The organism is Aliivibrio sp. SR45-2, assembly GCF_963890165.1.
GTDB lineage: Bacteria > Pseudomonadota > Gammaproteobacteria > Enterobacterales > Vibrionaceae > Aliivibrio > Aliivibrio salmonicida.
In genome coordinates this window covers 20,074-38,269 of the sequence record NZ_CAWPRC010000162.1, presented here as the reverse complement: position 1 = coordinate 38,269, position 18,196 = coordinate 20,074, and the positions used below count along the sequence as shown (strand labels likewise).

The following is an 18,196-nucleotide window of genomic DNA, read 5'->3' as shown; positions in this document are numbered from 1 at the left end:
AACGTGTGCATAGTGACGTGCAGGAGTATCGTACTCAACGTGAGAAGTTGAGATTGTGATACCACGCTCGCGCTCTTCAGGAGCGTTATCGATTGATGCGAAATCTTTAGCTACGCCACCGTAAATTTTTGCAAGTGTAGTACAGATAGCAGCAGTTAGAGTTGTTTTACCGTGGTCAACGTGGCCGATTGTACCAACGTTTACGTGCGGTTTCGTACGTTCAAATTTTTCTTTAGACACGATCGTGTTCCTTCCTAGTTATGAGGCACCCTATCCGACAATGATAAGGCGCGCCAGAATTTGCTATTTTATGCGTCAATTGACTTTGACGCAATAGTGTAAAGTATTTTATCCGCGTTCAGCAATAATTCTATCCGCGACATTCTTAGGTACTTCGCCGTACTCTGAGAATTCCATCGAATATGATGCACGGCCTTGTGTCGCCGAACGAAGAGATGTTGCATAACCAAACATTTCAGAAAGTGGTACTTGAGCACGAATAATTTTCAGGCCAGCGACACCGTCGTCCATACCTTCAATCATTCCACGGCGGCGATTTAAATCACCAACCACGTCACCCATCCAATCTTCTGGAGTGGTTATTTCAACTTTCATTGTAGGTTCAAGAATAACAGGCTGCGCTTCTAGTGCACCGTTCTTGAACGCCATTGAACCCGCGATTCTGAACGCCATTTCATTGGAGTCAACATCGTGGTAAGAACCATCAAACAGCGTCGCTTTAACGTCGAGAACAGGATAACCTGCTAACACACCGTTATGCATTTGCTCTTCGATACCTTTTGCTACTGAGCTGATGTATTCACGAGGAACACTACCACCAACAGTTTCATCTACGAATACGAAACCTGCATCATGTTCAGCTGGTTCGATTCTTAGCCATACGTGACCATATTGACCGCGACCGCCAGATTGACGAATGAATTTACCTTCAACTTCCGCTTTACCACGGATAGTTTCACGATAAGCAACTTGAGGTTTACCTACGTTACATTCAACGCTAAATTCACGTTTCATTCGATCAACAATGATATCTAGGTGTAGTTCACCCATACCAGAAATCAATGTTTGACCTGATTCTTTATCGGTTTCAACTTTAAACGATGGATCTTCTGCCGCTAATTTACCAAGCGCTACACCCATTTTTTCTTGGTCAGCTTGCGTTCTTGGTTCAACCGCAATTTGAATCACTGGTTCAGGGAATTCCATACGTTCTAGAACCACTTTCGCGTTCTGATCACACAGAGTATCACCTGTAGTTACGTCTTTTAGACCAATTGCAGCAGCAATATCACCCGCTCGTATTTCTTTCACTTCTTCACGCTTATTTGCATGAAGCTGAACAATACGGCCAAAACGTTCACGTTTTTGTTTTACTGAGTTATATACGCCATCACCAGAATTAACGACACCAGAATAAACACGAATAAAGGTAAGCGTACCTACAAACGGGTCTGTTGCAATTTTAAATGCTAGTGCTGCAAATGGTTCGTTGTCGTCAGCATGACGCTCAACTTCATTGTCATTTTCATCAAGACCTTTGATTGCAGGAACATCAATAGGTGCCGGTAGGAATTCAACAACGGCATCAAGTACAGCTTGAACCCCTTTATTCTTAAATGCAGAGCCACAAGTCGCAAGAACAATCTCATTATTGATCGTTCGTGTGCGTAATGCGTTTTTAATTTCAGCTTCTGTCAGCTCTTCACCTTCAAGATATTTATCCATCAGTTCTTCTGACGCTTCCGCTGCCGCTTCAACTAAGTTTAGGCGCCATTCGTCTGCAAGCTCTTGCATATCAGCTGGAATCTCTTCATAAGAGAAAGTCATGCCTTGATCGGCTTCATTCCAGTTGATTGTTTTCATCTTGATAAGGTCAATTACTCCACCAAAATCTTCTTCTGCACCAATGTTTAATTGGATAGGAACAGGATTTGCACCAAGACGATTTTTAATTTGTTCAATCACACGTAAGAAATCTGCGCCAGCACGGTCCATCTTATTAACGAAGACGATACGAGGCACGCCGTATTTATCAGCTTGACGCCATACGGTTTCAGATTGAGGTTCAACACCTGATGAAGCACAAAATACAACAACAGCACCGTCAAGAACACGCAGTGAACGCTCTACTTCGATAGTGAAGTCAACGTGCCCTGGAGTATCAATAATATTAATACGGTGATCTTGGAATTGTGCATCCATACCACGCCAAAAGGTGGTCGTTGCAGCTGAAGTGATCGTGATACCACGCTCTTGCTCTTGCTCCATCCAATCCATGGTAGCAGCACCATCATGAACTTCGCCGATTTTATGAGAAAGGCCAGTATAGAACAGAATACGCTCAGTAGTTGTAGTTTTACCTGCATCTACGTGGGCACAGATACCGATATTACGGTAGCGCTCAATAGGTGTATTTCGAGCCACAGTTGTATCCTCTTATCTTAGGGATTATTGCTATTTCCGACGCAATTGCACTGAAATAGCAATAATAACTAAGTGTATAACTAAATGGGAAAGAAGGAAGTAAGGTGCAGCAAGAACTGCTGCACCTTCGGTATTACCAGCGGTAATGAGCAAACGCTTTGTTAGCATCGGCCATACGGTGAACGTCTTCACGTTTCTTAACCGAAGTACCTTTGTTCTCAGACGCGTCTAACATTTCGTTAGCAAGACGTTGAGCCATAGATTTTTCACCACGCTTACGCGCAGCTTCAACTAACCAACGCATAGCAAGTGCGTTACGGCGAACCGGACGTACTTCTACAGGAACTTGGTAAGTTGAACCACCCACACGGCGAGATTTAACTTCTACCGATGGACGAATGTTTTCAAGAGCTTCTTCGAATACAGCTAAGTGATCTTTACCAGATTTCTCAGCCATTAATTCTAGTGCACCGTAAACGATTTTTTCAGCAGTTGATTTCTTACCGTCAACCATTACGATGTTTACAAATTTTGCCAACAGTTCAGATTTGAACTTAGGATCTGGAAGGATCTTACGTTGGCCTATTACGCGACGACGTGGCATGGAATATCTCCGTTGTTGTCTTCAGGTTATCCAAAACTTTTCAGTTTCTTCAAATTACAAATATATAGTGTTTGGCCTTACTTAACGGATTCCATTAAGACTTAGGACGTTTCACACCGTACTTAGAACGACCTTTCTTACGATCGTTTACGCCTGCACAGTCAAGTGCACCACGAACGGTGTGGTAACGCACACCTGGTAAATCTTTAACACGACCACCACGGATAAGAACAACTGAGTGCTCTTGAAGGTTGTGACCTTCACCGCCGATGTATGAAGTAACTTCAAAGCCGTTAGTTAGACGAACACGACATACTTTACGTAATGCTGAGTTCGGTTTTTTTGGAGTAGTAGTATATACGCGAGTACATACACCACGTTTTTGTGGACACGCTTCTAGCGCAGGCACGTTGCTTTTAACAACTTGCTTTGCACGTGGCTGGCGTACCAACTGATTAATAGTTGCCATTAAAATAGCTCCTGATTAGGGGTTCGAAAACTTTTGAAAAATCTATAGCCCTATAGAAATAGGGACGCGAAATTCTAAGGCTGAACGTGATATGTGTCAAGAAATATACAGCACTATTAATAAACAATTTAAAAATAACTGTTATTTAGACAAAAACACGTACAGTTACCAAGTCGCTGTCGGTGAGCGCTCTTGGGTCAAAACAACAAAAGAAGAGTAATTAACTAATTGAATTTTATTATTAATTAGTGATAAAACGCCTCTTGCCTCTGCATCTTCTTGCAAAATATAACACTGCTTAAAAGAAAGGATCACAGAATGATCTTTATGATCATTAATGCCTGCATATACGCAATCTTTCGTTAAAAGTACTATATCTGATTCTTTATTAATCGGTAATTCATTCACTCGCACTGTTTGAAGGTTTTCTACTTTAGTCAAAATATGAAGCATACGTTCCCCTCAAAACACCATTACTTGGTCACATTGTGACAATTTTTCATTTAAATCTTTAATAGAAATAAGATGAGCATCTATCAATAAATGACTTTCTGTAATACCACGATTTGCTAATGCCGCTTTGTCGACAAATATATCTTCGAGATCATACAATTCCAGCATTTTAAACCCTGCAATATAATCACGAGATAAAATCATCTCTGGTTTTTGTGATTTAAGTAATTGTAAAATCCCATCACCAACGAAAAATATGCGAATATCGTCACTATAAGCAGATGCGGCTAAAATAGCATCCAGCCCCTCTCTTCCTTGCGTCGTTGAATGCGGTGAGCTTTGAAATACAAATCCAAGTCTATTCATTATGTTCCTAATGACTGATAACCAAGCGATTAAAATTGAATTACACGATCATAACGTAACAACGCAGTCGCTAAACCACCGAGTCCTGCCTGTTGAAAACCTGATGCTAAATTGTGTTGAGAAAGTTTGTGCTGGTTTGCTTCTTCTTCCCCTATCACACCACGACGCAGTGCCGCCGCAACACAAGTTTCCAACTCAATAGAATGTTCACTCGCAAGTTGTTGCCACGCTTGTGTAATATTCACTTCATCATTTGCAGGTAAAATCAGCGCAGATGCATTTAACACACCATCTTGATAGAAGAAGACTTTCTTTAATGTATGGCCTTGTTCAATCAAAGCTTTAGAAAACTGATACGCTTGTCTTGATGCTTGGGTGCCATAAGCTGAACCATTGACGACTATGCCATAAGTTAAACTCACTTCTCACCATCCTCTATTTTTCTTTGACGAATATAAAGATACACAGTGTGTTTGGAAATATTTAGCTGATCAGCCACGCGATTAATCGCATCTTTAATATCGAAAATACCTTTATCATACAGATCAATCACTATCTGTTTGTTCTTCGCATTATTGCCCACTTCTTTATCTGCATTAATTTCATCAATCGTACGTTTTACCGTTTGATCAACAAGTTCATCAACATCACTCGCAAAATTGACGCTCGAAGCGGCTTCATTTGCTTCTTCACTTGGCATAAAAGATTGCAGTACTTGAGAAAATGGTGCATCCAAGTTTATGTTGATACAAAGCAGGCCTATAATTCGTTGGTCACCATTACGGATCGCAATGGTAATCGACTTCATCAATACACCACCCTTTGCACGAGTGAAGTATGAACGAGAAAAATTTCGTTTTGATCTTTGAATATCTTTTAACATTTGCAAAGCAAGATCCGTAATTGGAGAACCTACTTTACGGCCTGTATTCTCACCATTGGCAATTTTTACAGCCGATTTATTTATATCTTCAAGTGAATGCAGAACGATTTCACAATAATTGCCAATCAAACTTGCGATACCATCTACGACGGCTTCGTAAGACTGCAAGATATGATGATCAAATTCAGTAAATGGCTTCATTTCAGATAAACGCTCTTCTATAGCAGTTTCAATGTTCATATTCACCAACTTAATATCTGTTTACCCAACGAGTGCCTAATACCGATTTATAACAATAAATAGGTATCGAACCTGTTGCTTAAAATAATTCCATCAAGTTTATCAGAATATTTGCATGAAAATAAAAAACCCCAGCAAGTGCCGGGGTTAATTCAGTGATCTAAAACAAAGTTTAGATTATTTAATCTTCGCTAAGATTATTTTGCAGGTTTTGCTGCGTCTTTAATTTCTAGCAATTCAACATCAAATACCAATGTTGAGTTTGCAGGGATCGCTTGGTTACCTTGAGCGCCGTAACCTAGTTCTGCAGGAATAACGAACTTGTACTTAGAACCAACATTCATAAGTTGAACACCTTCAGTCCAACCTGGAATTACAGCATTAAGTGGGAACGTTGCTGGTTGATTACGATCGTAAGAGCTATCAAACTTAGTGCCGTCAATTAACGTACCAGAGTAATGAACTACGACGGTATCTGTGTCTTTTGGTTTAGGGCCATCAGCAGGAGTAAGTACTTTGTACAATAGACCTGATTCAGTTTTCATTACGCCGTCTTCTTTTTCAAACTTAGCACGGTAATCTGCACCTGCTTTAATGTTTGCTTCAGATTCAGCTGCGGCTTTCTTTTTACCGATTTCAGCAACACGTTGATCTAATGCTTGTAGAGCGCCTTGAATTTGCTCATCAGTTAGACGTTCTTTACCATTAAATACATCCGTTACGCCAGCAAGCACATCGGCTTTTTTCAGGTCTAAACCTAGTTCTGTTTGTTTCTCTAAATTAGAGTTTAAGTATTTAGCCAATGATGCACCAATTGCATAACCCGCTTTTTCATCTTCAGAAGCAAATGTTGATGCTGTTGCGCCTTCTGCTGATGCTTCAATTGTTGCAGGTAACGTAGTTGCCTCTGTTTTTGGTGCTTCTTCTTTTTGACAACCAACAACAAATGCAACAGTTGCAGCAAGTAGCGATACTTTAAAGATAGATTTCATTTCAAAACTCCGAATTATTTGAGGTGCTGCCTCATTTTCTTATTCAATTATTTAGATAAAGATGCGAAATAGTGCTCATCACAATATACTAGTACTTATAGACACATTACAAACGAGTAGTTCAATTTGATGCGCGTTATCTCTCAATACCTTGCAATATTTGTCATTACACTGACATTAGCTGGCTGTTTCTTTAATAACTCTGACGTTCAACGTTGGGAGATGGCCCCTGAAGGAACCACCAGTTTCGCTTTAAGTAGAGACGCACGTTTTGCTCTATTCTATGTAAAACCTCACCCCAAAGATAAAAATCCTCAATTAAATAAAAAAAGTGGCCTCCATTTTTGGGATCTCATTGAGAATAAAGAATTAACGTATTTTGGTAAGCAAGACCAACTTAATTCTGTCGTCTCCCACATTAAGATTTCAGACAACTCTCGTTTTGCTATTACGGCAACCCAAACTAATTTTGCGGTCTGGGATTTAGGTATGGGCCTATCTGAAGGATTATGGTCCATTTCTGATGGCATTATCCGTGACGTCGATATTTCAAGTAATGGACAGCAAGTCCTACTTGGCTTATCTAACGGTAAAGCGATTTATATTGATTTAGCAACGGGTCGCCGTTTGGAGTTTTTGGCTCATAGAGAAAAAGTAAACTCTGTCGCCCTATCTGCAAATGGGAAATTTGCACTCTCTGGAGGAAATGACCATTTTGCTTATTTTTGGGATACCACTACAGGGCAAATTATATATACTTTTGAACATGAAAAACGAGTGAGCCGCATTGCTTTACAGCGTGATGGAAAATTTGCATTAACTGCCGATGGTGGAAATAAAGGCTTTATTTGGAATTTAAAAACCGGTCAAAAAATATCAACATTGAGCACTTTTTCTCGTCAGCAAGTATTTTCTACTGCCCGTTTTAGTAATGATGGCAATTATCTTGTTACCGGTTCCCCTGCTGGCACGATAAAATTATGGAATATACCCTCAGGTAAGAAACAAGAACAATGGCGAGCTGAACCACTAAAAGATGCACGCCCACCAACAGCCGTAGTGTATGATGTCGCTATTGATAAAAAACAACGAGTCATTTCAGCCACCTCAGCCGGAATAGCTCAAGCGTGGTTGATAGAAGAATGACAACAGACATAAAACAACTAGAACTAAAAATCAGTGATTTAGAATGCCAAATGGCGTTCCAAGAACAAACAATTGATGAATTAAACGATGCGTTATCACAACAACAATTGCTGATCACCAACATGCAAGTTCAAATGAAATTTGTCGTAGGTAAAATGAAAACAATGGATACGTCAAGTATGGCGGATGCATCAGAAGAAACGCCACCACCGCATTACTAAGAGCAGGTTTCAGGAAGATCAAACAAGTTGCTAAAGGGCGCTATGCTTAAAACGGCTTCGCCTTGAGACGCTTCGCTTGAGAAGATCATAAAGTAATTGTTCTAATAGCAGCGACAAAGATAGTTCTCCCCCTTTAACTCTATAATTATGAGATAGGAATAGTTAAGACAAGGGGGAGTTAGAGGGGGTTGGTAATAAAAGCATTTGGAATATACAAAAATTACACTTAATCGCTAACAACCCCTCCTAACCTCCCCTTATATCAACATTATCAATCACATAATTATTGATAATCAAGGGGAGGAACTAGCTAGTACTCGCTAAAATCACCATGATCACCCCTAAATTCTTCAAGCGCAGCGATCTAAATCCTATGGACCCTCTTTCCTAAAATCAAAAAAAAGACCACAGGCTCAACACCTGTGGTCTTTTCAATTCTTAAGGACCAAATCTGCCCTTTAGCGTAGCGTCTTCAAGCGAAGCGCTCTGCCTCTAAATTACTTAGAGCAGTTACCGCTGCCACAACACTCATGATCTTCTTTGTGCTCGTGAGAATGGCCTTCGCCACCACAACAACCGCCTTCGTGATCATGGTCGTGTCCGTGATCGTGACCACAGCCACCTTCTTGATGAACATGGCCATGAGTTGCTTCTTCTTCAGTCGCAGCACGAACTGCAATCACTTCAACTTCAAAGCCGAGTGTTTGACCAGCAAGCATGTGATTACCATCAACAACAACTTCGTCGCCATCAACTTCCGTTACTTCTACAGGAATTGGACCTTGATCGGTGTCAGCAAGAAAACGCATGCCAACTTCAATTTGCTCAACGCCTTGGAATACATCAGCAGGAACACGTTGAATCATCTCATCCATGTGCTCGCCGTACGCTTCTTCTGGGGCAACAGTGATACTGAACTTATCGCCTGCAACTTTGCCTTCAAGTGCTTTTTCAAGACCAACAATCAGATTGTCGTGGCCGTGTAAGTAATCAAGAGGTGCTTCAGCTGTTGATTGATCAACAACAACGCCTTCTTCAGTTTTAACTTGGTAAGCAAGGCTAACTACAACATTCTTTTCAATTTTCATTTTAACTCCGGATGCACTTCGCATTAAAGGATGATATTTATTGCCACAAAGATAACGTTATTCAGGTTTAAATACACCAATAACATCATCTTGAGCGTGTTTGCTTGTTTCTATCGATTTCGGGGTTCTGCGATCAGTATGACCACACTCCACACATTCGACATGCTCAATATTACTTTCTTGCCACCAACGTAGAGTGTCTGACACTTTACATGACGGACAAACTGCACCCGCAATGAATCTTTTTTTCACGGTAAATATCCTTGTGCAAATTAATCCCAGTGAGTCTGGTTTGAACGTTCACTTTCCATTTCCAAGCCAAAAATCTCTTCTAACTCGATTCGAGCTGCTTTCGCTTTAGAAGCCAGAATTTTGTCATCTGAATGCAATGGTAACAATTCTTTTAGCATAGCAACATCTAACTTTTTAAAATGCGACTCTGCACGCTTGGCCTGATAAGGATGCATACCCAAAGATGTGAGGGTTTGTCGTCCTAAATCAAGGGCTCCATAAAAAGTTTCTCGAGAAAAGTGATCAACCCCTTCATTGAGTAACTCATACGCTTCTACTCGGCTACGAGCACGAGCCAATATTTTTAAGTGAGGGAAATGTTGTTTACATAACGCCACAATCTCCATCACCTTCTGAGGATCTGTTTTACAAATCACGATTGCTTCTGCTTTTTCGGCTCCTGCGGCTCTTAATAGTTCAACTTGAGTCGCATCACCGTAATACACTTTATAACCAAATTTTCTCAGCAAACGAATTTGACTTGGATCCCCTTCTAAAATGGTTAACTTAATTTTATTCGCAAACAACAAACGACCGACAATCTGACCAAATCGACCAAAACCGGCTATGATCACTTTTGGCTGGGTGGCGTGGGTGAAATCAGATAACGGCATCTCTTCTTCATGGTTCAATGTTCTTGCAAACCATTTATCTTGAGCGATCAATAGTAGTGGCGTCGTCATCATAGACAAACTGACCACCACTAATAAAAACGCCGTCAATTCCTTACTCAATAAGCCTTCCATTTGTGCCGCGGTAAACAAGACAAACGCAAATTCCCCCCCTTGGCTTAAAATCATCGCCATTTGGCTTCGGGCTTTGGCTTGCGTTCCAAAAGTTCGAGCTAAACCGTAAAGAAGAAATCCTTTTGATGCCACTAATAAGGTAACGGCAATTGCTATTTCGACTGGGTACTGAAGTAATAAGCCTAAATTAACCGACATACCAACAGCAATAAAAAACAAACCTAACAACAATCCTTTGAATGGTTCAATCGCAACCTCTAATTCATGACGAAATTCACTCTCGGCCAATAACACACCTGCGAGAAAAGCCCCTAACGCCATGGATAACCCAAGTTCTTTCATTGCTGCCGAAACACCGATAACAAGCAATAACGCGGCTACAGTAAACAATTCACGCGCCCCACTTTTAACAACATAACTAAATAATGGACGTAATAAGAAATGCCCTAACGTAAAAATACCAATGACACCGGCGAGTATCCATAATCCATCGAGCCAATTACCACTTGCACCACCCGCTAATACTGGCAATACCGCTAACATAGGAATGACGGCAATATCTTGGAACAACAACACCGCAAAACCTGACTGACCACTTTCTGAATCAGATAACTTCCGCTCTTCAATGACTCGTAACGCAATGGCCGTTGAAGACAAAGCCAATCCCATACCGATAACGACACTGACTTGCCACGCCAAACCATAAAACATCATTGCAGCGGTGATCACACACGATGTCACCACCACCTGACTGCCGCCTAAACCAATAATAGGTTTTCGCATTTTCCATAATTTATTGGGGTTCAGTTCCAAGCCTATTAAAAATAAAAGAAGCACCACGCCAAATTCAGAGAAGTGCAAAATAGCATCAACATCTGAAATAAGTTGTAATCCCCACGGTCCAATAGCGATGCCCGCGAGTAAATAACCGAGTACAGCCCCTAAGCCAAATCGTTGAGCCAATGGCACCGTAACCACAGCAGCAGCTAAAAATATCGCACTGGTATGTAGCCAATCGCCTGCCATTAGAGTTCTCCCTTAGGATTTAATAACCAGTTTCTGTAATCATTAATATAAGACTGTCTTTTTTCTATCGTAATTTTACGTGCCCAATATTGCACTGATGGTGTTATCCATTCCATCTGACACAACGCCGCCGTGATCTTAAACGGAATTAAAATATCATCCATTGAATGTTGGTTATAACCCGTCTCAGAAAATGCCTCTTCAATACCACCCGCAGTAATCACACTACGCCACTGCTTACCTTTTAGCGCATTTCCCTCACCATAGGCGAATCCCTTTCCAAGTACGCAGTCCATCCATTCTTTTAACAGAGAAGGGCAAGAATAAAGATATAACGGATGTTGAAAAACAATAATATCGTGCTGTGCGAGTAATTCATGCTCGTACACAACATCAATAAAAAATTCAGGATAAGTAGCATATAAATCATGTACGGTTACATGGGGCAACTGCTGGTAAGCCGCTAAAATGGCTTTATTTGCCATCGAATGTTCTGGATCGGGATGCGCGAGGATAACCAATATTTTTGGCAACGGAGTGGATGTTAATAGCACGTCATTAGATTGAGTCATAAATTCCTTTCAGACTTCTCTTTTTATTGTTCTAAATGAGTCATTGCCTCCATCATACAGACTATTTCCATATCGACAATCTTCCCTCTTCCGCCTACTATGCTCCTCGTATTCTACATTTAGCCAATAAAGAGATGAACACCACAGCATGATTACTTTTTCAGACATTCAATTACTTCGTGGCGGGAAGCCATTATTAGAACAAGCATCAGCAACCATTCACCCTGGTGATAAAGTTGGCTTGGTCGGAAAAAACGGCTGTGGTAAATCCACTCTTTTTGCCTTAATTAAAGGCGAACTAAGTGTTGATGGCGGCTCAAATCGAGTTCCTCACCATTGGGAACTCGCGTGGGTAGCGCAAGAAACTCCGGCATTAGAGCGTAAAGCACTGGATTATGTTATTGATGGCGACCGTGAATATCGCAACTTAGAAGCTCAACTCATCGAAGCCGAAGAAGCCGATAACGGAACATTAGTTGCTGAATTACACAGTAAGATCGACATCGTTGGTGGTTATACCATTAACTCACGTGCGGCTGAATTATTAAATGGTTTAGGCTTTTCACAACAACAGATGGATTGGAATTTAACTCAATTCTCTGGTGGCTGGCGTATGCGTTTAAACTTAGCTCAAGCACTACTTTGCCGTTCGGATCTTTTGTTACTCGATGAACCAACCAACCACTTAGATTTAGATGCCGTTATGTGGCTAGAGCGTTGGTTACAAAACTACCCCGGCACCTTAATGCTCATTTCTCATGACCGCGATTTTCTGGATCCAGTAATCAATCGCATTGTTCATGTTGAGAATCAGCAACTAAACGAATATACCGGTAACTACTCATCGTTCGAGATCCAGCGTTCTGAAAAACTCGTGCTGCAACAAGCGAAATATCAGAAGCAACAAAAGAACATGTCACATATGCAGTCCTACATAGACCGTTTCCGTTATAAAGCCTCTAAAGCTCGCCAAGCGCAAAGTCGTATTAAAGCACTAGAGAAAATGGAAAAAGTATTACCTGCACAATTAGACAACCCATTTACGTTTAATTTTAGAGAACCTGATGCTTTGCCAAATCCAATTTTAATGATGGATGAAGTAAGTGCCGGTTACGAAAACAATACCATCCTAGAACAAATTCGATTGAATTTAGTTCCAGGTAGCCGCATTGGTCTATTAGGTCGAAATGGCGCTGGTAAATCGACCTTAATCAAAATATTGTCCGGTGAACTCGCACCTCAAAGCGGCATATTCACGTATTCTCAAGGCGTAAAGATTGGGTATTTTGCACAACACCAATTAGAAACGCTGCAAGTTGAAGAAACCCCACTGCAACATCTAATGCAAGTTGCCCCTAATCATACCGAGCAACAGTTACGTGATTACTTAGGCAGCTTTGGTTTCAAAGGCGAAAAAGCCTTAGATAAAGTGGGTCCGTTTTCTGGTGGAGAAAAAGCACGCTTAGTTTTAGCTCTCGTTGTATGGCAAAAACCAAACATGCTGCTACTCGATGAACCAACCAACCACCTTGATTTAGACATGCGCCAAGCCTTAACCATGGCGCTGCAAACCTTTGAAGGCGCAATGGTTATTGTTAGCCACGATAGATATCTACTGCGTGCAACAACGGATGACCTTTACCTCGTTCACGATCGTCAAGTCATGCCTTTTGATGGTGACTTAAACGATTACTACAAGTGGCTAACAGAACAAAATAAATCAGAGCGTAAAGAACAACTGCAACAAGATAAACAAGACAGTCCAAGCGCCTCAACCAGCTTAAGTGCGGCTGAGAAAAAAGAACAAAAACGCAAAGAGGCTGAATTCAGAAAACAAATCGCCCCATTGCGTAAAGAAGTAACAAAGCTTGAAAAGAAAATGGACGCTCTGAATAACACCATAAGTAAAGCAGAAGAAGAATTGGGTGATGTCTCCCTGTATGAAGCAGAAAACAAAAAACGCTTAACCGAAGTATTAGCAACTCAAGCATCAGCAAAATCAGAGCTAGAAGATGTTGAGATGGAGTGGATGGATCTTCAAGAACAAATTGAAGAAAAAGAAAATGAAGCCCGCTCATAACGGAATATTGACCCCAACCCAACAGGCGCAGTTAACCACTGATGCCTTTTGGGCTTTTTCTCTATCCCACTATAAAAAAGAAGGTGTACAGCAAGCATGCCTTACTCTTCAAGACCAATACTCTGGTAACGTAAATTTAGTGCTCTTATTCATATGGCTCGATTCACTTGCCATTTCTATTTCAAAAACACAACACCATCAGCTTCAAGATGCCCTTTCTTATACAGACCCACTACTTATCTCTTATCGTTCATTAAGAAAAAACATCAAACTTACTGAGTCAAAAACGCTTTATCAACAAGCCCTTAATTTTGAATTACAGTTAGAAAAGCAACAACAACATGATCTATTACACACACTGCATCGTATTGATTTAAACCAAACTCAATCAACGCATTCAACGTTACTTTCTCTTTATTGTGTTTCGCTTAATGCCCAAAACTTACTCTATACATTACACCCTTAATGACCATAAGTGATGACCTATGATGGATCAATTTACGCCAATAACCGGATTATCAAACGCCCATATTCAAACCTTATTACCACGATTGCTGCGCCGTCACCCCTTATTTAAGGCGTATTGGCAACGACTCGAATTACCCGATGGCGACTTTGTTGATTTAGCCTGGAGCGAAAATCCAAACACCGCAGGTAAGAAACCTCTGTTCATTTTGTTTCATGGGTTAGAAGGAAGTTTTGAAAGTCCTTATGCGAATGGATTATTATCTGCAGCCAAAGAACAAAGTTGGTTAGGGGTAATGATGCATTTTAGAGGGTGCAGTGACGTACCTAATCGCTTAGAAAAAGCCTATCATTCAGGTGAAACCGAAGACGCTCGTTTCTTCCTAGAAACCATCCATGACCGCTTTCCAAATCGAGTCAAAGTGGCTACTGGCGTTTCTCTTGGCGGCAATATGTTGGTTAACTACTTAGCAAAATATAACTCGAATACATTACTCAATGCCGCCACCATTATTTCCGCACCTTTAGATTTATCGGCGTGTTCAGAGCGAATTCAACAAGGATTCTCTCGTGTATACCAAGGGTATTTGTTACGTTCATTAAAAACCAATAGCATCAAAAAGTTAACTAGCACAAGAAAACATATCGTTGGTTTAGACAAAGACATGATTGCCGACATTCCTGACTTACTGCAATTTGATAATTTAATCACCGCCCCCCTCAATGGCTATGCCGATGCCCAAGATTATTATCAGCAATGCAGCGGGTTACAATTTCTCAATGACATCAACATTCCAACACGGATCATTCACGCCAAAGACGATCCTTTTATGACAACCGCGGTGATCCCTACTCATCCTCTTCCTAACTGTGTACACTATCAACTCACGGAACATGGGGGCCATGTTGGCTTTATTAATGGCTCAATGACCAAACCAAACTTTTGGCTAGAAGACACCGTAAATCGGTGGTTTCAAACTGTTGTGTAACGCTCTTTAATTTAGATCAGGATTAGATAGAAGTATGATCATTCCTTGGCAAGACATTGCTCCAGATACGCTAGAAAATTTAATTTCAGAATTTGTACTGCGAGAAGGCACGGATTATGGAGAAATGGAATGCAGCCATCAAGACAAGATAGAGCAGGTTAAACTACTGCTCAAAAATGGTGACGCCATGGTGGTATTTTCAGAGCTTCATGAGACGGTAGATATTCAAACCAAAGCCCGTTTCAACCCAAATATGACCAATCACGACTTTGAGTAATTACGTCACCAAATCACTCACAATTTTTAAACTATAACGTATCATTTAAATCAACCCTGTTATAACATCTTCCCAATTAAGGAAAATAGACAGGGTTTGTCATGTCCGCTAAACATCCAATTATTGCCGTGACTGGTTCATCTGGCGCCGGCACTACCACCACCTCAGAAGCTTTCCGTAAAATGTTCAACATGATGGATATAAAAGCCTCATGGCTTGAAGGTGACAGCTTTCACCGCTTTACTCGTCCAGAGATGGATGTCGAGATCCGTAAAGCAAAAGAACAAGGTAAGCACATTAGCTACTTTGGCCCTCAAGCAAACGACTTTCCTGCCCTTGAACAATTTTTCCACCAATATGGTATTGATGGCAGCGGACAATACCGTCGTTATCTTCACACCTTTGATGAAGCGGTTCCTTTTAATCAAATGCCCGGAACCTTTACCCCATGGCAAGAACTGCCAGATAACACCGATGTCCTTTTTTATGAAGGCCTTCATGGTGGCGTCGTTGATGGGGATATCAATGTATCACAGCATGTCGACCTATTGATTGGAATGGTGCCGATTGTAAACCTTGAATGGATTCAGAAATTTGTTCGAGATACCCGTGATCGTGGTCATTCTCGTGAAGCCGTGATGGATTCTATTGTTCGATCAATGGATGATTATCTAAATTACATCACACCACAGTTTTCACGTACTCATATTAACTTTCAGCGCGTACCCACGGTTGATACCTCCAACCCATTAAACGCCAAAGGCATTCCAAGTTTAGATGAAAGTTTTGTTGTTATTCGTTTTCGTGGTATCGCCAATGTCGACTTCCCCTATTTACTTGCAATGATTGATGGTTCTTTCATGTCACGTCATAACACGTTGGTTGTTCCTGGCGGTAAAATGAGTTTTGCAATGGAGCTAATCATTCGTCCTTTGCTTCAGCAACTTATTGAAACTGGTAAGATTGGTTAATCTCTTTATTAAAAGATCAGTGACAAACTTGGGTATGTGTCGAAAATAGTGAATAATAGAGAGTCTATTCACTATTTTTGCGATGCCATGAAAACTTCTCCTTTTGCTATTTGGCTCAGTGCAGCCCGTCCAAAAACATTACCTTTAGCGCTTGCCTCTATCATGACCGGCTCGGCTCTGGCGTATTGGAATAACCATGCTTCTGCAACCATTACCATAATGGCCTTCGTTACCGCCACTTTACTGCAAATTTTATCCAACCTCGCCAATGATTATGGTGATGCAGTAAAAGGCACAGATAATGATGAACGCCTTGGGCCACAACGTGCCATGCAATCCGGCCTTGTCACTCAAGCTACGATGAAGAAAGCCATTGGTATTAATATTGTCTTAACCATTATCAGCGGTTTAATCTTGGTTTTTAGCTCTCTTCATCAAACCATGGACATTATCGGATTCATTATTCTTGGTCTTTTAGCGATTGGCGCGGCTATCGCATACACCATGGGAGATAAACCTTATGGGTATCGTGGACTTGGTGATATTTCAGTATTTATCTTTTTTGGTCTACTGGGGGTTGCAGGAACTTACTACTTACAAACAGGTCATTTATCCTCCTCTTTGCTTCTGCCTGCTATTGCTTGTGGCCTTTTGGCTGTTGCCGTCTTAAATATTAATAATCTGCGTGATATTGATAATGACGCCGCCTGTGGAAAAATGACACTGGCGGTACGCATGGGTCCAAATTGGGGTCGTAAGTATCACGCCATCATCATCGCGATCAGCTTTACGTGTCTCGCCCTATTTAGCGCAACGCAAATCCACTCTTTAGCTGGTTGGTTATTTTTAATCCCGGCACCTTTTGTACTGAATCATGTTATTTCAGTGATGCGAGCACCCGATGGCGAAGCCATTAGACCAATGATGGGAACGGTCGTGCAATGTGCTTTATTCACAAATATCTTCTTCTCACTTGGTTTGTATTTATCTATATAACCTTGAGACTTGTCATAGTAATGACCTAGAAAGTACGTATATTAAAATCTTCACACGTTTAACTGCCACCACAACCAGAAGGTAAGCCTCACGATGGAATATAATACTTCAGCACTTTGTGACATTTATTTAGACCAAGTTGATGTTGTTGAACCAATGTTTAGCCACTTTGGTGCAAAGAGTTCATTCTCAGGACAAATCACGACAATCAAGTGTTTTGAAGATAATGGACTTATTAGCCAACTACTGGATGAAAAAGGTGAAGGTCGTATATTATTAATTGATGGCGGTGGCTCATTACGTCGTGCATTGATTGACGCTGATCTCGCAGCAAAAGCGGCACACAACGGGTGGGAAGGATTGATCGTTTATGGCTGTGTACGTGAAGTCGATTATCTAGAAGAAATAGAATTAGGCATTCAAGCGCTTGCTTCTATTCCTGTGGGTGCAGCAAAGAAAAATGTCGGTGAAATAGATGTTGCCGTCAATTTTGGTAGCGTTACCTTTCTACCTGAAGACTACCTTTATGCTGATTCAACAGGAATTATCATTTCTCAAGAGCCGTTAGAAGAGATGGGTGAGGAAGAATAGAGCAGAATTCAGAGGTGATCGTTGTAGTTACAGCGACAAAGAATGGTTCTCCCCCTTTATCGCCATTGCAATGAGATCTGCATAGTCAATCCAAGGGGGAGTTAGAGGGGGTTGGTTATGCCATGTTCATGTTATGCGGATAAACTCAACTTCATCATTGACAACCCCTCCCAACCTCCCCTTATATTGATACTCACAACCAAGTAACAACTGTGATAAAGGGGAGGAGCTAAAAGCCAAAGCACTACCTCATATCTTCCTGAAACCTGAGAGCTGAACCCTCGC

At 41.1% G+C, this 18,196-nt stretch carries 22 protein-coding genes; 9 read left to right on the top strand and 13 right to left on the bottom strand.

Annotated elements, in window-relative coordinates; all coding sequences use genetic code 11:
* From AACV33_RS13750 to fkpA, 9 genes are all read right to left on the bottom strand, one after another.
* Window positions 1-240 (bottom strand): GTP-binding protein (locus AACV33_RS13750; protein ID WP_339379725.1); only part of this gene is annotated, 240 nt, incomplete at its 3' end.
* A 108-nt stretch (window positions 241-348) separates the two neighbouring features.
* A complete protein-coding gene (fusA, locus tag AACV33_RS13745; protein ID WP_065611814.1) occupies window positions 349-2,445 on the bottom strand; it encodes an elongation factor G in 2,097 nt (698 codons plus the stop codon).
* Window positions 2,446-2,578: 133 nt separating this feature from the next.
* The gene (rpsG, locus tag AACV33_RS13740; protein ID WP_012549146.1) at window positions 2,579-3,049 is read right to left on the bottom strand and encodes a 30S ribosomal protein S7; all 471 of its coding nucleotides are present in this window, start codon (window positions 3,047-3,049) and stop codon (window positions 2,579-2,581) included.
* A 94-nt stretch (window positions 3,050-3,143) separates the two neighbouring features.
* The gene (gene rpsL / locus AACV33_RS13735) at window positions 3,144-3,518 is read right to left on the bottom strand and encodes a 30S ribosomal protein S12 (protein WP_012549145.1); all 375 of its coding nucleotides are present in this window, start codon (window positions 3,516-3,518) and stop codon (window positions 3,144-3,146) included.
* Window positions 3,519-3,683: 165 nt separating this feature from the next.
* Window positions 3,684-3,971, bottom strand: a complete 288-nt coding sequence (gene tusB / locus AACV33_RS13730) for a sulfurtransferase complex subunit TusB (protein ID WP_017020397.1) — start codon at window positions 3,969-3,971, stop codon at window positions 3,684-3,686.
* A gap of 9 nt (window positions 3,972-3,980) precedes the next feature.
* Window positions 3,981-4,337, bottom strand: coding sequence for a sulfurtransferase complex subunit TusC (gene tusC / locus AACV33_RS13725; RefSeq protein WP_017020398.1), 357 nt, complete (start codon window positions 4,335-4,337; stop codon window positions 3,981-3,983).
* Window positions 4,338-4,366: 29 nt separating this feature from the next.
* The gene (tusD, locus tag AACV33_RS13720) at window positions 4,367-4,759 is read right to left on the bottom strand and encodes a sulfurtransferase complex subunit TusD (RefSeq protein WP_012549142.1); all 393 of its coding nucleotides are present in this window, start codon (window positions 4,757-4,759) and stop codon (window positions 4,367-4,369) included.
* Window positions 4,756-5,460, bottom strand: a complete 705-nt coding sequence (locus AACV33_RS13715; RefSeq protein ID WP_026025264.1) for a helix-turn-helix transcriptional regulator — start codon at window positions 5,458-5,460, stop codon at window positions 4,756-4,758. The genes tusD and AACV33_RS13715 overlap by 4 nt, the downstream gene beginning before the upstream one ends.
* Window positions 5,461-5,657: 197 nt before the next feature.
* Window positions 5,658-6,452, bottom strand: coding sequence for an FKBP-type peptidyl-prolyl cis-trans isomerase (gene fkpA, locus AACV33_RS13710; protein WP_017020399.1), 795 nt, complete (start codon window positions 6,450-6,452; stop codon window positions 5,658-5,660).
* 129 nt (window positions 6,453-6,581) lie between these two features.
* Between fkpA and AACV33_RS13705 the strand changes: the two genes are divergently transcribed.
* Together AACV33_RS13705 and AACV33_RS13700 are read left to right on the top strand one after the other, a co-directional pair.
* Complete coding sequence (locus tag AACV33_RS13705; RefSeq protein ID WP_182700315.1) at window positions 6,582-7,598, top strand: WD40 repeat domain-containing protein; 1,017 nt, start codon at window positions 6,582-6,584, stop codon at window positions 7,596-7,598.
* A complete protein-coding gene (locus AACV33_RS13700) occupies window positions 7,595-7,819 on the top strand; it encodes a SlyX family protein (RefSeq protein ID WP_012549138.1) in 225 nt (74 codons plus the stop codon). The genes AACV33_RS13705 and AACV33_RS13700 overlap by 4 nt, the downstream gene beginning before the upstream one ends.
* Window positions 7,820-8,316: 497 nt before the next feature.
* Here AACV33_RS13700 and slyD read toward each other — a convergent pair whose 3' ends face one another.
* The 4 genes from slyD to kefG are packed head-to-tail and all read right to left on the bottom strand — an operon-like array spanning window position 8,317 to window position 11,542.
* Window positions 8,317-8,907 carry a peptidylprolyl isomerase gene (slyD, locus tag AACV33_RS13695; protein ID WP_012549137.1) on the bottom strand — a complete coding sequence of 197 codons (591 nt, stop codon included), beginning with the start codon at window positions 8,905-8,907 and terminating at the stop codon, window positions 8,317-8,319.
* A 57-nt stretch (window positions 8,908-8,964) separates the two neighbouring features.
* Window positions 8,965-9,159, bottom strand: coding sequence for a YheV family putative zinc ribbon protein (locus tag AACV33_RS13690; protein ID WP_017020401.1), 195 nt, complete (start codon window positions 9,157-9,159; stop codon window positions 8,965-8,967).
* Between the two features lie 20 nt (window positions 9,160-9,179).
* Entirely contained in the window at window positions 9,180-10,970 is a 1,791-nt protein-coding gene (kefB, locus tag AACV33_RS13685; RefSeq protein WP_182700314.1) for a glutathione-regulated potassium-efflux system protein KefB, read from the bottom strand.
* On the bottom strand, window positions 10,970-11,542 hold the full coding sequence (gene kefG / locus AACV33_RS13680) for a glutathione-regulated potassium-efflux system ancillary protein KefG (RefSeq protein ID WP_065611819.1): 573 nt from the start codon (window positions 11,540-11,542) through the stop codon (window positions 10,970-10,972). Before kefG ends, kefB begins: the two co-directional genes overlap by 1 nt.
* Window positions 11,543-11,690: 148 nt before the next feature.
* Between kefG and AACV33_RS13675 the strand changes: the two genes are divergently transcribed.
* From AACV33_RS13675 to rraA, 7 genes are all read left to right on the top strand, one after another.
* The gene (locus AACV33_RS13675; RefSeq protein WP_017020403.1) at window positions 11,691-13,622 is read left to right on the top strand and encodes an ABC transporter ATP-binding protein; all 1,932 of its coding nucleotides are present in this window, start codon (window positions 11,691-11,693) and stop codon (window positions 13,620-13,622) included.
* On the top strand, window positions 13,606-14,088 hold the full coding sequence (locus AACV33_RS13670; RefSeq protein WP_182700313.1) for a TIGR02444 family protein: 483 nt from the start codon (window positions 13,606-13,608) through the stop codon (window positions 14,086-14,088). The genes AACV33_RS13675 and AACV33_RS13670 overlap by 17 nt, the downstream gene beginning before the upstream one ends.
* Before the next feature lie 19 nt (window positions 14,089-14,107).
* Window positions 14,108-15,076 (top strand): hydrolase, encoded by a 969-nt coding sequence (locus AACV33_RS13665; protein ID WP_182700312.1) that lies wholly within the window; start codon window positions 14,108-14,110, stop codon window positions 15,074-15,076.
* Window positions 15,077-15,110: 34 nt separating this feature from the next.
* The gene (locus tag AACV33_RS13660; RefSeq protein WP_012549130.1) at window positions 15,111-15,353 is read left to right on the top strand and encodes a YheU family protein; all 243 of its coding nucleotides are present in this window, start codon (window positions 15,111-15,113) and stop codon (window positions 15,351-15,353) included.
* A 101-nt stretch (window positions 15,354-15,454) separates the two neighbouring features.
* Window positions 15,455-16,324 (top strand): phosphoribulokinase, encoded by an 870-nt coding sequence (locus tag AACV33_RS13655; RefSeq protein WP_012549129.1) that lies wholly within the window; start codon window positions 15,455-15,457, stop codon window positions 16,322-16,324.
* 87 nt (window positions 16,325-16,411) lie between these two features.
* Complete coding sequence (locus AACV33_RS13650) at window positions 16,412-17,320, top strand: 1,4-dihydroxy-2-naphthoate polyprenyltransferase (RefSeq protein ID WP_012549128.1); 909 nt, start codon at window positions 16,412-16,414, stop codon at window positions 17,318-17,320.
* A 93-nt stretch (window positions 17,321-17,413) separates the two neighbouring features.
* Window positions 17,414-17,911 carry a ribonuclease E activity regulator RraA gene (gene rraA, locus AACV33_RS13645; protein WP_012549127.1) on the top strand — a complete coding sequence of 166 codons (498 nt, stop codon included), beginning with the start codon at window positions 17,414-17,416 and terminating at the stop codon, window positions 17,909-17,911.
* Window positions 17,912-18,196: the final 285 nt, after the last annotated feature.